General features: G+C 48.1%; 20 protein-coding genes. 12 read left to right on the top strand and 8 right to left on the bottom strand.

What is annotated here, in order from left to right; all coding sequences use genetic code 11:
• Window positions 1–146 precede the first annotated feature (146 nt).
• From AAFP14_RS23255 to AAFP14_RS23275, 5 genes are all read right to left on the bottom strand, one after another.
• Window positions 147–284 (bottom strand): hypothetical protein, encoded by a 138-nt coding sequence (locus tag AAFP14_RS23255; protein ID WP_341734561.1) that lies wholly within the window; start codon window positions 282–284, stop codon window positions 147–149.
• Window positions 285–305: 21 nt separating this feature from the next.
• Window positions 306–3,707: an AAA family ATPase gene (locus tag AAFP14_RS23260; RefSeq protein WP_341734562.1), complete on the bottom strand. Its 3,402-nt coding sequence runs from the start codon at window positions 3,705–3,707 to the stop codon at window positions 306–308.
• Window positions 3,707–3,919, bottom strand: coding sequence for a hypothetical protein (locus AAFP14_RS23265; RefSeq protein WP_341734563.1), 213 nt, complete (start codon window positions 3,917–3,919; stop codon window positions 3,707–3,709). The genes AAFP14_RS23260 and AAFP14_RS23265 overlap by 1 nt, the downstream gene beginning before the upstream one ends.
• Before the next feature lie 278 nt (window positions 3,920–4,197).
• Window positions 4,198–4,851 carry a Uma2 family endonuclease gene (locus tag AAFP14_RS23270; protein ID WP_371121348.1) on the bottom strand — a complete coding sequence of 218 codons (654 nt, stop codon included), beginning with the start codon at window positions 4,849–4,851 and terminating at the stop codon, window positions 4,198–4,200.
• Window positions 4,852–5,162: 311 nt separating this feature from the next.
• Window positions 5,163–5,363, bottom strand: a complete 201-nt coding sequence (locus AAFP14_RS23275) for a hypothetical protein (RefSeq protein ID WP_341734564.1) — start codon at window positions 5,361–5,363, stop codon at window positions 5,163–5,165.
• A 294-nt stretch (window positions 5,364–5,657) separates the two neighbouring features.
• Here AAFP14_RS23275 and AAFP14_RS23280 point away from each other — a divergent pair, with 294 nt between their 5' ends.
• From AAFP14_RS23280 to AAFP14_RS23335, 12 genes are all read left to right on the top strand, one after another.
• Window positions 5,658–6,224 (top strand): hypothetical protein, encoded by a 567-nt coding sequence (locus AAFP14_RS23280; RefSeq protein ID WP_341734565.1) that lies wholly within the window; start codon window positions 5,658–5,660, stop codon window positions 6,222–6,224.
• A complete protein-coding gene (locus tag AAFP14_RS23285; protein ID WP_341734566.1) occupies window positions 6,221–6,406 on the top strand; it encodes a hypothetical protein in 186 nt (61 codons plus the stop codon). Before AAFP14_RS23280 ends, AAFP14_RS23285 begins: the two co-directional genes overlap by 4 nt.
• A gap of 113 nt (window positions 6,407–6,519) precedes the next feature.
• Complete coding sequence (locus tag AAFP14_RS23290; RefSeq protein WP_333050759.1) at window positions 6,520–6,858, top strand: hypothetical protein; 339 nt, start codon at window positions 6,520–6,522, stop codon at window positions 6,856–6,858.
• Window positions 6,836–7,432 carry a hypothetical protein gene (locus AAFP14_RS23295; RefSeq protein WP_341734567.1) on the top strand — a complete coding sequence of 199 codons (597 nt, stop codon included), beginning with the start codon at window positions 6,836–6,838 and terminating at the stop codon, window positions 7,430–7,432. The genes AAFP14_RS23290 and AAFP14_RS23295 overlap by 23 nt, the downstream gene beginning before the upstream one ends.
• 181 nt (window positions 7,433–7,613) lie before the next feature.
• Entirely contained in the window at window positions 7,614–7,748 is a 135-nt protein-coding gene (locus AAFP14_RS23300) for a hypothetical protein (protein WP_341734568.1), read from the top strand.
• A complete protein-coding gene (locus AAFP14_RS23305) occupies window positions 7,745–7,930 on the top strand; it encodes a hypothetical protein (protein WP_333207342.1) in 186 nt (61 codons plus the stop codon). Before AAFP14_RS23300 ends, AAFP14_RS23305 begins: the two co-directional genes overlap by 4 nt.
• Before the next feature lie 100 nt (window positions 7,931–8,030).
• Window positions 8,031–8,237, top strand: a complete 207-nt coding sequence (locus AAFP14_RS23310) for a hypothetical protein (RefSeq protein ID WP_341734569.1) — start codon at window positions 8,031–8,033, stop codon at window positions 8,235–8,237.
• 175 nt (window positions 8,238–8,412) lie between these two features.
• Window positions 8,413–8,682 carry a hypothetical protein gene (locus tag AAFP14_RS23315; protein WP_341734570.1) on the top strand — a complete coding sequence of 90 codons (270 nt, stop codon included), beginning with the start codon at window positions 8,413–8,415 and terminating at the stop codon, window positions 8,680–8,682.
• A 75-nt stretch (window positions 8,683–8,757) separates the two neighbouring features.
• Complete coding sequence (locus AAFP14_RS23320) at window positions 8,758–9,549, top strand: hypothetical protein (protein WP_341734571.1); 792 nt, start codon at window positions 8,758–8,760, stop codon at window positions 9,547–9,549.
• 2 nt (window positions 9,550–9,551) lie between these two features.
• Window positions 9,552–10,016, top strand: coding sequence for a hypothetical protein (locus tag AAFP14_RS23325; RefSeq protein WP_341734572.1), 465 nt, complete (start codon window positions 9,552–9,554; stop codon window positions 10,014–10,016).
• Window positions 9,938–11,884 (top strand): hypothetical protein, encoded by a 1,947-nt coding sequence (locus AAFP14_RS23330; protein ID WP_341734573.1) that lies wholly within the window; start codon window positions 9,938–9,940, stop codon window positions 11,882–11,884. The genes AAFP14_RS23325 and AAFP14_RS23330 overlap by 79 nt, the downstream gene beginning before the upstream one ends.
• Before the next feature lie 141 nt (window positions 11,885–12,025).
• Window positions 12,026–12,877 carry a 3'-5' exonuclease gene (locus tag AAFP14_RS23335; RefSeq protein ID WP_341734574.1) on the top strand — a complete coding sequence of 284 codons (852 nt, stop codon included), beginning with the start codon at window positions 12,026–12,028 and terminating at the stop codon, window positions 12,875–12,877.
• A gap of 399 nt (window positions 12,878–13,276) precedes the next feature.
• Here the strand turns inward: AAFP14_RS23335 and AAFP14_RS23340 are convergent, their stop codons facing one another.
• The 3 genes from AAFP14_RS23340 to AAFP14_RS23350 all read right to left on the bottom strand — a co-directional run bounded on the left by AAFP14_RS23340 (window position 13,277) and on the right by AAFP14_RS23350 (window position 14,440).
• Entirely contained in the window at window positions 13,277–13,759 is a 483-nt protein-coding gene (locus tag AAFP14_RS23340; RefSeq protein ID WP_341734575.1) for an Hsp20/alpha crystallin family protein, read from the bottom strand.
• Window positions 13,760–13,840: 81 nt separating this feature from the next.
• The gene (locus AAFP14_RS23345; protein WP_333438693.1) at window positions 13,841–14,143 is read right to left on the bottom strand and encodes a hypothetical protein; all 303 of its coding nucleotides are present in this window, start codon (window positions 14,141–14,143) and stop codon (window positions 13,841–13,843) included.
• Window positions 14,144–14,224: 81 nt separating this feature from the next.
• Window positions 14,225–14,440 carry a hypothetical protein gene (locus AAFP14_RS23350; RefSeq protein ID WP_341734576.1) on the bottom strand — a complete coding sequence of 72 codons (216 nt, stop codon included), beginning with the start codon at window positions 14,438–14,440 and terminating at the stop codon, window positions 14,225–14,227.
• Window positions 14,441–14,524 lie beyond the last annotated feature (84 nt).

Consider the following 14,524-nt stretch of genomic DNA (forward strand, 5'->3'; position numbering starts at 1 on the left):
CGACGCAAAAAGTCTTCAAAATTAGTTGTTTAATCTCCTCTCTTTTGATTTTTTGAGCAATAACTTGCCTTCTGTTGAAAGGCAGCTACTTTTAGATGCGATCGTTTTTTAGTCTAAACTCCAGTGACTTTAGGGCGCACAAAAAATTAGCTAATTTTTTTGGTGGCGGCTTCGATCGACGGTGCGGGGAGTTCGGTAAAATATTTTGGGCAACGTGCGACCAATTCCTGAAACTCTTGGAAGTGCCGATCGCCCACAACTCCCACTAAATCCGCCGCTACCAATTCCCCAGCGTCGATCGCCCGTCAAGCCCAATCTTCAGAATCAGGCGAAAATCTGTTTTTGGAATCTGAAGGCGGCTTGAACTCTGGTAGCAAATTAAGCTGATGTGCTTGGGTATTTACTGTCGGCTGTTTCGGCGCTGACTCCGAGGGGGCGATCGGCTCAGATGGAGTTTGTGGCTCTGACTCCGAGAGGGCGGGGGCGTGAGGTAACTGTTCCGGCTCAGATGGAGCTTCTAACTCAGCTAGTAGCGCTTTAAATGCAGCTTGCTCAGTAGCCGTCAACGCGGACCAAACTTTGCTCCGATCGGCGGCACCGCTACTGCGAACTTCCGTGAGAATGCCCTGAACGTTTTTTGCGGCTGCGGGGTCATTTTCGGCGATCGCCGAGCGTACAAACTCAACCAGTTCTAGTTCGTCTTCGTTGAGGTCTGATTCTGGCGGCGCGATCGGGGATGCAGTTTCTAAAACCAAGTATTGACCATCAATGCTGGTCTTTTTTGTTGGTTTGCACCCAGATATTTCGATTTCGCTGTCAAACTCAATCCAGCACAGCCCGTTACTATATACCTCAATTATCGCGGCCAGCTTTCCCCTGAATTCCTTGGTACCTATATACTCTGGCGAAACTTTCACTCGATCGCCGATGGTGAATTGGAGACTAGGGGCGATCGGCGAATCTGTTGGTTCGGTTGGCTCTGTTGGTTTGGATTCCAGAGGGGCGATCGGAACTGGCTCGGATGGTTGAGCTTCGTCATAGACAGAAACGCATTTTACCTCCCCCCCCCCTTGTGACAGTGGTAATTTGCTATCTATCTCTGAAATCCTTTCCTCACAATCATTTGCAGTAGATAGCATCTCAGATTTAACTGTCACAGTGCTATCTATTGCTATGTATCTGCTATCTATCTTGCTATCTATCTGAAAACCTTGCTGTATATGGTTTTCAGACTCATAGATAGCAATTGGCAGTGAGATAGGGGGGGGAGGGGGGGTAGGAGATTTTGCGCTCAAAGATTCAGCGTGACAGTTGGGCAAAGAATATAGGGTGTATCGTTTGTCGCCCGGTGCTGGTGCCGCACTAATAACCTTCTTGCCAACCATCCGGTTTAGTTCGGAGTAAGCTGAGCCGCGCTGTTCGGTTAGCTCTGCTGTTTCAATGATTTCTGGGCCGGGTAACGGTCTGTTATGTTTTTGGAGAGTTCGCAAGATTCGTTCTCGGATCGTCTCTCTTTGCTGTGCTGCTTCGGCTGCCTCTCCTGCTAGTCCGTGACAGAGCCAAGAATTATTTTCGAGATTTAGCTCAATGTCCAGTGTTTGACCTTCTGCATCTCTTGGGAAGCACGAGAAAATACGCTTGGGGTCTTTGGGGTCGATGATCAGTTTTTTTGAGTTGTTAGGGTCTTTCTTTGGAATGTGGTCAACTTGCCAAACACCCCAAACGCTACCAGCAATCGCACTAGAACCGCGCAACCTGTCAACGCCTAGCGCATCGGCATTTTTGTTGCTGTGATGGATTAGAACGCCAGCGGCACCGTAACGAGTTAACAGTTCTTTGAGGGCGTAGATATTGTCGGAAAATTCTGCTGAGTTTTCCGAGACGGCGCTACCTTTGCAAATACGCTTGAGACTGTCAATGATGACTACATCCGGGCGGTAATCTTCCAAGAAAGCCTCAAGTTTTGCTGTTTGGGTGATGTCCCATTGGGGTAAGACTTTTATGTTGTCGTTATCCTGCAATCGGAATCCCCGCTTTAGCAGCTTTGACCGTGTGCTATTTAGGGATTCATCGACTGACACCAACAGGACTTTGCCCACCTTGATATTTTGCCCCAAGAATTTTTCTTCGCCAGTAGCCACGCAAAAAGCAAGGTCTACCGCTAGTAAGGATTTACCGCATTTTGGACTTGCGCTCAAAATCACCGTCTCAGCGCATGGCAGAAGTTCGGGAACCACCCATCGCAAACCCTCAGACTGAAGGCTAAAAACCTCATTTAAGCTCCAAAGCCGTGACTCGGACGCGCTTGTCCGCTGCTTCATTGCGGCCATCGCTTCTTTGAGTGACCCCGCGCTCATGCTGTACTTGGGCGCTAGTAGGGCGATTTGTCGGATGCGCTCTACTGGGTCTTCCATTTGAAGCAAGCCTAGCAGTTCGAGTTTGAATCGTTCCGCATCCATGTCTCGTTTCAGTGGCTTGATAATCTTGTGTTCCCAAGCATACTCGCTAAAACTCGTCTTCTGCCGGACTTCCTCAAGCTTGATGTTGGCTGAAACTTCGTTTGGCTCGCCCTTCAAGATTTCTCTTGCCAAGGCGGCCGCTTCCCTCATTCCAAGCTTGTTTTTGTGTTTTTGTGTGTTGGTTTGTCGATCGACAAACCGCCGACTCGTTTTAATGTGGTTGTTCCAGTACCAGCCTTTGATGCAATTTCCCACCCCCTCCGGTTTGCAGGCTGGTGTTGCATTACTTTTTTCTGCTGACTTCCAAATTGTCTCGGCTTCGTGCTTCGGCAACGGTGGATTGCAGCGAGTCGCGAAATCTTCCAACATTTGCTGGGGGTCGCCGTTAAAAGCTTGCCCGATCGCCCGCAGGTAGTTCGCGGTGCCGATTAAATCGCGAGCTAGTTTGGCTCCTGCTTCGTTCCTTCCCCCCTCACTGATGCCACCAAGCAACTCGCGAGAGCTTTTTGCCAAGCATTCCTCCAATGGGACGCTGGCTGGCACGGGTACAGCAATGTCTTCATAAGTATCGGGGATGTCATCCGCAGCAAGCGGCTTAACTGTGGACGAGGCTTGAAAAAGTGATGGCTCCGGCAACTCCTTCGTCGGGACGATCGCCCGCAATTCGTCGTATGTGTAGCGCGATCCGGAGTTGCTGACAATCAGGGATTGATTGCCGCTTGAGTGCCATGCCCCAGCCAAACGCATCACTCGGCTGGGGTTCTTTAAGGAGCGATCGGCGTCGGCCTCCTCAAGCAACTCGGTTTGGAGCGATCGCCAATCTTCAACTGCAACGAACTCGTCAAATACCCAGTAGGAATGGATCGATTTCCCGCCGGTGTCAATTTGCAGTGTTGGCTCTGGCAGTCCTAAGCCCCTCCACAACTCAACTTGAGCAGCTTTGTCTAAGTTGTCGTGTTCGTAGAATATGGCTCGGGTTTCGGTGACATCTTTGTCTGTGTGTCCGCCACCGTTGACCACCAAGTACACGCCGCGTCCCTCGGTTTGAAATTCGGTGGCGCGTTCAATCAATTGGTCGAGGTTGGTTGCTTCTGCTTTCCTGCCAGCATCCCCAGCTTTGCGGGGATCTGAACTGGGGTAGAAGGCTCGCAGGTAAACTCGATCGCCGGCTTTGTAACCCAGTGCTTTTAACTGTTGCTGGGCTTGTTCGCGATCGATCTGCTGAGGGAATGATTGCGAGTAAACCATTACACCGCACCCCCGTTCGCTCCGCCCTCGGAGAGGATCGCTTCAAAGGTGACAGCAGACAATCCACGGTTTGTTTGCGTATTTAGAGGGGATTGTGCGATAATTGAGTCACAGTCAGGCTTTGAAGGCTGTTGCTGGACTTGCTCGCAGTCGATTTTCCGAGAAAACGATACTTGACTATTCGGGTCGGAATTGTGTGGAATGATATCCATAGCGGGATTCTCCCTGGTAGGTTGACCCGCTACACCATATATAGAAGAGAGGCTTTGACAAAAGCTTTTTGTCTGTTCTTAGCTGTCAACTAAGGGTTGACAAACTAAGCTATTATTGAATTAATTGATTTTTTTGACTTGTGTCGCTGCCCCTCTCTAAAGGTGTAGCGTTTTTTTTGACTAAAACGATTCTACTGCGTTCTGTGCTGTGGCGCGTGTGCGACGGGCGAGCGGTGAAAAATTGGGACAACAGCAGCGCCAGATCGCCCTCAGTCCTTCTAGCTCGGCTCGCTCTTAGGCATCCCGGCCCGAAAAATCAGCTCGGCAGTCAAGTTCAATTCCGGGAAAGCCAGCGACTCAACTGTGTCATCCCCCCGAAACTGTTTGACCTGGTACTCCCCATCTACCAATTGGCAAACCGAGAGGGTGGGTTGTTTGGGGCTGCCGATGAACTTGCGGCCGCCCAAACCGAGATAGTCCACGATCCAGTATTCAGGGATGCCCATTTCTTCGTAGTCGGCAAATTTGAAATGATAATCATCCCGCCAATTCGTACTGACTACCTCTACAGCCAGCCGCACCGAAGAACCCATCGTGATGATGGACTCCCTTTCCCAGCGCGGTTCGTTTGCCAGAGATGCTTGATCTAGGACAATTACATCGGGCTGATAACCAGCCTCATCGCGAGTGGGTTTAAGCAGGCAGTCACCGGGGATGGAGTAGGGTAATTCGCGTCGGTCAATTTCAACTCCTACTTTTAAGCTGATAAAACCTGTAACACCAGAATGGCGGCCAGTTCCTAGAGGCATTTCAACAATTACTCCATTGTGCAGTTCGTAGCGGCGAATAGAGTTCTCTGGATACCAGGCTGCGAACTCATCAAACGTGATTGTTTGTGGGATTGTTTGGGGGATTGTTTGGGCTTGGCTCATGTTGCTATTTCCTCTGACTTGTTAGTTTTGAGCTGCGATCGCAATTTAACCGGACTCCTCATACGCTCCGGTGTAATCCGTATACGTCTCTCCTAGCAAAGCTTTAGAGCCATTGGATCGCAAAAACGTAATGCGTAAACCGGAGGTTCATCAATCGTTTCCGCCACCTGTGTCTGGCTCATCCGATACGAGCCATCTGGCAGCATGAATCCATCGACTGTTAAGGAACCTATTTGTACCGAGGCTCTGACGGCTCTTACTGATTCGGTCATGGTTGTTTGAGTTGGTAGACATTAGGTATGGGTTCAGCCCTATGATTTGCTGTCGCTTTCACTTTCAGGGCGATCGTTTCGCTGATTCTGTTCTATGTACTGTTTAACCAAATCAATCAGCACTTCATTCATGTTTTTTCCGTTCAACGCACAAATAGCCTTGAACCGCTCTCGAAGCGTCCGAGAAGGAAATGTGACTTTCAAGGTGGGTACTGGTTCTGTAGTTTTTTGCTCAGTCACTGGGATATCTAATGCAATTACTTTATATATCCCAGACTACCCGTTCAAGCCTATTTTTAGCTAAATGGGTTAATAGGTGCATACGGGATATTTGCATTAAACATCCCGTATGAGTTATCATACACCCACGAACGTCTACGAACCAAGCAGAAGCATAAAACAGTTATCTGTACTCCCGATTCGGTTGCTTTACTTAGCTTTGTTAGCGTCAAAAACCCAAAACCAAACCCCGCCCCCCATGACTCGCAATCTCAAAGGGCGGGGTATGGCACTCACTTTCGGGAGATTTCCTCTATGTTCGCAGATTACGGGCAGCCATCGCAAGCCGCCCAGCCAAGCTTTGTAGAAATACCCAACCCCCGCGTCACCACCACCAGGGGACGCATGGAAGTAACAGACGTTCGTTCGGAGACCGTCACCGGTCGGCTGCTGGATGACCAGGACAACTTGATAAAAGAAGACGGACAGCCGGTTTACATCTGCGTTCGGAAACATGAGATTCTGTGTTCCACCGAACGAGCCGACGTGATGAATTGGTGGGAACTGGGGGAACAAGCGCTGACTCCGTACACGGCACCCAGAAAATATTCTAGCGAAACCATAATCAACCGATTGAATGGGCTCAACTTCGATGAATTGTACGTTTTGCGAACTTTTGTCTGTTTGGAAAGCGACCCGTTTAAAGCGTATTCAGCCACTGTCAACAACGACTTATCCCACTTGCAGCCTTGGTTCCCCACAGTGCGAGTTCTCAGTCGCGTCGAACAAAACGAACTAGCAAGCGCATTGTGCTGGCGAATAGCTAGCAACTCCAACGCATCAATCCCACCCGCACCAGGCGACGGGAGGGACGATCGGTGAAAGCACTCAAAAGCCATCAATTCAAGTGGAGCGTTACCGTCACCCGCAAGTACAATCCACCCCGCCAGATTGTAGTTTTCGGGCGATCGCCAGCAGAAGCACTTCAAGATGCCGTATCTTCTGCCCGCGAAGTATGGGGTATCTGGGATGCCAAATCATTTAGTACGCCGGAAAGGAAATAATTTTTTTTGATTCTTCGTTAGCTACTTCGGGTGACTCCGAAAACAGCTAACGAAAGAATCAGAGTTTCGGGTTATGTAGCCCGCCAAGTAGCCAATCAAATGCCAACCAGAAAATGCCAACACCTAAAAAGCCTGTAGACGTAGCTGTTTTTAACAGTCGGTGCGGCCAATGGAACCATCGAAATTACTTCAGAGCAGAGGTAAGGGTAATTCTAGGTAAAGGGGGAAAACCGATGCCTGAAGCTACTTTCAAAACCAGACTCGCCCTTTTAGAAGCAGAATGCCCCGAGTTTCAGAGACAGCCTTACCGCCGGACATTTTCTCAATTTCATTTGAACTGCTTGCTAACCCTAGAAACTTGGATTCTGGAAGCCAACCGCTGCATTGCCACTGTTCGAGAACGATTAGCACAAGAAGGATTGCCCACCCATGAATACCGAACCGACAATTGACCGCCGCGACATCAAAGCCAAATGGGGACTCAACAAAGTTTCTGACGTAACCAACGCTCGCAAAGCTTTAGGGCAGCCCGATTGGCAAAACTCTCTTTTGAACCCTGATGACAGCGCAGAAATCGACCTTTATTTCGAGTTGGTACTGAATCAGCGAATTGCACCGCCTTTGGCACTCGAACAAGTAGTTGGAACTCGGAACGGACGCGGTGAATACTGCAATGACATCGACTCACAAGCGATCGCCAGCGGGGAAAAACGGGATGCTGAAGAAGAGAAAAGCGGAGCGATACAAGCCATTGAGGGAATGACTCGCGAAGCATCCTTGGGGATGGCCGATGTTGCCGGAGCCGTTAGCGACCAAATCCTAGATGCCTTTAAGATTTCTCTGAGTGCAAATCTCACCCACGGCTTGACCGATATGGCCTCGAATATCCGAGGTAATTTCAGCGTTCTCACCTCGGCCGTAAAAGCAGCTCCCTTGGATTTGCGGGATGCCAACTTGCCAGCCCCAAAGCCTGTTTTACCAACCAAGCCAGTACCGCCACGGAGGATTTCACCAGGACTCTGGTAGGCGCTCACCGAGAGTTGGGGGAAGCCCTAGCTTTAAGGCAAGCTCAAAGGGAAAAGGTGCTTCTGAATCTCATCTTTTTCCTGAGCTTACAACAGGGGAAGCTACATAAAAAACCTGGTATTATATTGCCCCCCAATTGCAATTATGCTGAAGAAACAATCGCGCTAATGAGGTTTGTCTGATGCTGGAAAGTTACGGTTTTATTGAAATGTATTTAGTGTGTCCTGGATTGAGATTGTGGCAGGTTGTTAAGTCTAAACTGGCTGCAATTAGCCAAGTGAGCGAAGTAGCAGTATTGGTGGGAGGATGCGCTTGAAAATCAGAGAAGTCTTGGCAACAGTTAAACACTGTAATTCAGGATGGCAAGAACAAAAACTGGTACACATCCTGTTTACTGACCGGGATGAAAAGTACCAGTTACTGAAGCCGTACTGTGTGGAATATGGCAAAAATGTCATCTTTAGCAAGACAGATAACGAGATTCTGTTACCAGATTGAGTAAAGCGCAAACATAGAGCTAAGGAGTACAACTTAAATGTAGCAGTCAAGGACAGGTTTACATTTCATTCAGTCCTAATGAAACTTTGAGGTAACAACCATGTCAGATAAACTCTCGGTCATTTGTGCATCGCTCCTGTTTGCAGCTATCCCCGCTATGCTACTTTACGCAGGTCAAGCTATTTACCACGACGGTTATCGGCAAGCCGTAAAAGATATACCGCCAACCGTAGTTCAAGGCGACCAGAATATCGACAACAGCACGAACAACAGCTATCAATTTGCACCGTCACTTGGGGGGAAGTAAGCTTGGGAATTGTTTGACACTAGCTAATGTAAACGGGAAAGCAAGGCAACTGAAAGAGGCAAAATGCAATGCTGAGTAAGATTATAGGAGCTTTACCTACAAGCACTTTAAATGCAGTTTCGACGCTGCATTTGATGAGCTAAAGAGAAGAGGGGAAATTATTGAAGACGAACCAGTGGCGGAACTCACCTCTGACAAGATTAAGATTTTTGCTCGCTTGGGATTGAAAATAAAACTCGTTGTTGAGCCAGATTTCGCCTGCTGGTACGTGTATGACGGCGACCCCGACCCGATCCTCTCCGAGGGCTACGCTAACGAAATTGGCGTTGAAGAAAATGAGGATATAGCTTTTGATTCAGCTACAAAATGGGTGGACTGGTATTTGTCAGGTGAATGGAAAGTTTCTGATAAAAGTTCCTATTCTACAGACCCGCAAGGAAATTAAACTTACACTCGCCTTGCTGCTGACAATGGATTTGATTGCATACCAACCCGCAGAATGGATTAAAGGAGACAAACCATGAGTGCAATTGTTAAATACACTGGCGGTGGAGCCATCGCCCCAGCCCTAGTCGGGAAAGTCAAAGCATTTGATAGCGCACCTGAAATGTTGACTACTTTTCAGGGATACTACGGGTTCGACCCATCAGCTTTTGCGGGGATGTCCGAGGAAGAATTGGGAGCATTCGTAGATTCGGTTGAAGAAATCAAGTTCCTGATTGACAACCTCGACAAGTTAGAAAAACACGTCAACGATTATATTGACGGCGTTGTCAAATACAACGAGTTTGTAGCTCGATGCGTCAAAGCCGGTGCTAAGGGCATGGAGAAGATTGATCGAGCTACACTCGACGTGTTCTTGGCATGGAAAGGTTGGCAGGCCAATACTAAAAAGCTAGCCAAAGATTCGGATGTTGGCGTCAGACTTCTCGACCAAGAAGTTATCGATTACGGTGATTTAGCCGAATACGACCTTGAGATTTCTCTTCAGATCGTAGCTAACAAATTAGCCCGTCAAAAAGAGGCGCTATCCCAAAAACCTGACAAAGAAGCAGCAAACTATGCGGAGCGACAAGCAGCTCAAGAGGCAAAAAGCGAAGAGAGAAATAGGATAAAAGACTTGTTTGCTTACGGTACTCGCGGGAAATACGGTTTGCCATCATCGAGTAGCCCGCAATTGAGTTCTGCCAGCAGCGCTAGCAACAACGCTAGCAATAACGCTAGCAATAATGCTAGCAATAACGCTACCAAGGCAAGCGGTTGGCTAAAAAAATGGGGCGGTAAAGCCTTTGATTATTTCTCTGGGAAATAACCATGCAGTTGCCACCATTTCTCATCCCCAAACCTCAAAATCCTCCTGTTGCTCCACAACAACCACAACTCCCCGAATTAGAAGAATCAGACCAATTGAGGTTTCTCAAGAACTTAAATAGCTTCTGCGGTCAAGGATTCTGGTTTGCGGTTGGCCTATCCATCGCTCACGTTTCGAGGATTGTCGGTGCTCCTGTAATGCTTGTCGCAGTGATTTTAGTAGCCGGGTTTCTGTTTGTAGTAAAACCGAAAAACCCAACCTCTTATTTACTATCCATGAGGCGGATTAGCGGGTTGGTAGTGATTGTCGGAACTATTGCTGCATTTTGGGATGCGGCGTGGCTACTGGCAAATATGCCTTTAAGTGTCGGCTTCGGGTTCATCCCAGTGTGGCAGCTTGTCATGATTGTCGGTGTGTCGGTGACGCTACTTTTGTTGGTTACACTGTTGCGGAGGTGGATGCGGTGAAAAGTGCCATTGCTCCTTTAATTGTGGGTATCGGATGTAGCGGGTTTAGTTTGTTCGGGTACTTCGACAAACACATCAGCTACTGCAATGGAGCTACAAATCCCTGTACGCCTGTTGTGGTAACGGGTTCCCAGTATCCCAAGAATGCTAAGTTTGTGAACCTGCATCAAGGCTGGGGGCTGCTGCGTACTGCATCCGGCGTAATTGGTGCAATGAGCTTTGGTGCGGGTTATTTTGCATCGGGTGCAGCATCGGTGAAGCAGAGAAAGAACGAGGAAGAGGCTGCGATATTGGAGGCACGGCATTCGCAATTAGAGGCAACTACCAGCAACATTTTGGATGAGGAAGAAATCCAGAAAACAGCGATTGCTGCTGACTTGAGAGTGAAAGACTTCAAGCGCGAACTTTACGACGGCTACAACACGCTTTATTTGGAGAAGAACCCCGAACTGTTGGAGGCTTTAACTACTGCCACTCCCCAATCTTTGCCCGCATCTTTCCCCAACCCAATAGAATCAAAGTCCGAAGAACTTGAAAATGCGGAACTCCTATCAAACACAGCATCCGCCCCAAATAACAATCAATTATTGGGTGTAGAACTGCCAGTAACTCCCAATTTAGGAGTGAAGTTCTTTGATTGGAAGCAGTTTAGGGAGACTCCTGAGATGTTTCCTCACATTAGAGGAGTTGCAGCTACCCGATGCGGAAAAACCACGCTATTTGATTGGCTGATGGATGTGATGCCATCCCAAAAGCAGTCGGTAATTACGGTCAAGCGGTGGCCGCATCAATGGATTGGCTTGGATGTAATAGGAGTGCCTGAAGATTACCAAGCTATCCGTTCCTCTTTGGAAGCACTGCAAGGTGAAAGAGTGCGGCGTACAGCATTAATGGCAAAGGGGATTGATTCACCCATTTGGAATGTAGCTGTGGATGAATGGAAAGCAATTTCGCGTAATGTGAGAGCGATTGTCGATCGCAAAACCAAACAGATTATTTCTCTCAGTGCCAAGCAAATTATGGGTGAAATGATTACTTTAGCCAGGGAAACCAACATCCGCATCTTTGCTTTAGCGCAGGGCAGACAAGTTGTAACTTGGGGATTGGAGGGAGAATCAGATTTAGCTGAGTGTTTCTGTAGCATTTACATGGGCAAGTTTGCCGTAGAAGAATGTGAATCCTACCGCAACAAATTCCCCAAGGATTTCGAGCAATATGCCAAGTACCAACAAGTTCGATATTACTTGGAATCGCTGGGAAATAGAGCGGCATGGATTAGCTGCGAGTTAGGCGAATTCCCGGCTGTTGTGCCTGACTTGAGCGGTTGGAAACGAGAGCTTCCTCACCAGCCATCCCAAACAGAAACTTCCGTAAATATTGAAACATCCCAAGCAACTGAGTTGGCTCCAAATCAGGAATCAGAAGACTCTCAAGAACTGTGGGAACTAGCCAAGAAGCGACTCCTAGAATCCTGGCAGGCGGATGAAGTTACTGTCCGGGAAGATACTGCTACTTCATCAGAAGGTGAAGCGGACAAAGTGGCGGATGAAGCAGGTGAAGCATTGCAGGATAAGGATTGCAGCACTACTTCCCTACTTCCTGAACCAGAACGCTCGAAGGCATTGGCGAGGGTGATGGCGCTACTGAGCAGTCGGGGAAGCAGTGAAGTAGATACAGTAAGTGAAGTCATTGCCCTCATTCCCGCTCAACCAGATAAAGCGCTTTGGTTGAGCTTAAAACTACTGAGATTGGGAGTCACAGCAAGCAGTCGAGATGTGTTTGGCTGCGGTACGGGAGGTAAAGCATTCCAGAAAGCGAAAGACTGGTATCATGCCCTTGAGTCAACCTTTGGAAAGATTGTGGAATAGCATAAAATTTGGGTAAAATCAGGCGCTTAATTACCAACAAATACGGTATTCCCCGTTGCTTTTATTCTCCTCAATAATGCGATAATAAAATGGCACAGATGGGGAACCTGCGATTATGGCAGAGATGGGTAACCTGCAATTATGGAACTAACAAAGTACAGTTGGTGGGGTGAATCCAACGAGCCGCCACCGCACCTGAAAACTAAAAAGCAATTGGGTGAACTTGGTTTATCGCCTCTGAAACCTTCAGGCGTTATCCCAACCCGAAAATACGACGTGTTCCTCTACGATTCGACTAATCCTGAATCGTGCCGACCAAAAAGAAAGCCATCTCCCAAGCAATTGGAAACCCTGGCTGCCAACCGCCTCAAAGCTAAAATCAAGCGGGATTATCAAGAGTGGTATCGAGAAGTAGGTTTCATAAAAAAAGATAGGGTGAGTGCTGTTCTTTGGGCAAGAGAACAATTAAGCCAGAACGATTGGGTGATTCTGGATACTGAAACTACGGGGCTCGTGCGTGCTGAGATTGTAGAGATAGCAATTATCAATCATCTCGGTGAAATGTTGCTGGATACGCTCATCAAGCCCTCAATTCCGATACCTCCAGAAGTAACAGATATTCACGGCATTAGCGATGCAATGGTAGCCGATGTTCCTACCTTCCCTGAAGTCTATCCCACGGATGCAGCTCTTAAAGATAAGCGAGTATTAATTTACAATTCTGCTTTCGATATCAAGATTTTAAATTACTGCTGTCGGCTTCACAGTTTGCCGATTTTGAAGTTGGCAAAGCGCTCTAATTGTTTGATGGAATGGGTAGCGCAATGGGTCGGAAACTGGAGTTATTATCATAAAGATTATCAGTATGTTCCCCTCAACGGCGGACACCGAGCGTTAGCAGATTGCACGGCTGCTTTTGAGCTTATTAAACGAATGGCAGCGGATTCGGATCAAATCAATTGCCCCGTGCCGATTCCCCAGAAAAATTCATGATATTCTAATCCACCACACCCTCCGGGAACAGGGATAATTGTCCCGGCGATACGTTGGACTGCCTGCGGTGGTCGCTCCGCACTCCAAGCGTCTTTATTCGCCACAGAAGTGGGTGGAACGGAGGACTGAGGGATTTCAATGCCCCTGGACTCACGATTGGGTATTCTGTTCGTCGTGCACATCGACTGCATTTACTAGAAGCCTGCCTTGTAAGCGTTACTGAATTCACTGCGGGTTCAGGACAGTTGTAGGTAGCTTTTCGCTCGGCTTTCCCAAATAAAGAATACCGAGAGCAATGGTCGCTCCCGGTATCAACTTTTCCAGTTCCGTTGTTGTTAAGTAAATCCAATCAGGCTCAATGAAAGGAAAATTTGCCTCACGATTAAGCACAGCCGATCGTTATTGGTTAGCCTGTTCCAAAGCGGGATTCGCTGTAGTTCCAGCAATCTGGCCTAAGTTAATCTTGACGACTTTATTGCGAGCTTCAGTCACTTTGGGCAGAGTTAGCGTTAAAATGCCATCTTTGCATTCAGCTTGCACGGAGTCGTTTTGAATGGGTGCGGGCAAGGGAAGAACCCGGTGGAATTTGCCATAGCGGAATTCAGAGCGGACGTAGCCAGATTGCTCGTTTGTGTTTTGGTAGCGGCGTTCGCCAGAGATAGAAATTGCTTCGCGACTGACTTGAACGTCAATGTCTTTGGGGTCAATTCCAGGCAGTTGCGCTTTTAATACGAAGTTGTCCCCAGCATCAGCCAATTCTAAAGCGGGCATCCAAGCGGTTTCTGAGTTATCTCTCGTTGTTGCCCGTTGGTCAAAAACTTTATCGAGTTGCTGACGGATGGTTTCAATTTCCGTGAAGGGTTGCTTGGGGCGCATCAACATAATCTGTCACCTCAAAGATGGTAAAGCTTTATAAGGAAAGTTTGGTTGAAGCTCATTGCTTACAGTTATTATGATGCCGCTTTATAAGTGGGAAGAACAGTCAGGAGAACCCCACTCTGTTGGTCGTATTTGCCAGAATAAGTGCGAAAGAAGCAGGGGCAATTGACATTGAAGAAAACCGTACAAAGCTATTCCTAGAAACCGAAAATGCTGTAGCAACGCCATGATGGCCCTGCCGAGCGAACTCTGCACGGCGCGAGCGTCGGGGGAAGTATCGGCGGTGTTGCCAACCGTACCAAAAGCACGGTGCGGGTGATGTTTAGCAGTGTAAGGACGTACAGAGCGGGTGTGAGCTGCTTTCCCATAGCCATCGCTCGCGCTCATGAGGGATCTCGCATAATCCCCTTCTTAAAAACGCGATCGCCCAAGAGGTTATGTGTCGCTAGTTCAACAAGTAGTAAGAGCTCAAAGCGCTTCTCTAAAATGTGTAAGAGTCAATGGCTGTACTTGAGAGCGATGTCTACGCCCCCGGACGACGCATCTATCTAATCCGTTGACATCTCGATTTTGACTCACCTCATCTTCCATCTCGATCGCCTTTCGTATCCAACTCAAAATCACGCTCGCACTTTGGGCTTCCTTTCGTACAAACCCCGCAACACGACCTTGATATTGGGACACGAGAAATAATTAGTTAGGCAGGCCGATGCAATGGGGGCTCGGGTTGTGTGCATAGAAAGTGTAGCGACCGCACTCTTCGAGATT

This window comes from Microcoleus sp. EPA2, assembly GCA_020882975.1.
In the GTDB taxonomy this organism is placed as follows: domain Bacteria; phylum Cyanobacteriota; class Cyanobacteriia; order Cyanobacteriales; family Microcoleaceae; genus Microcoleus.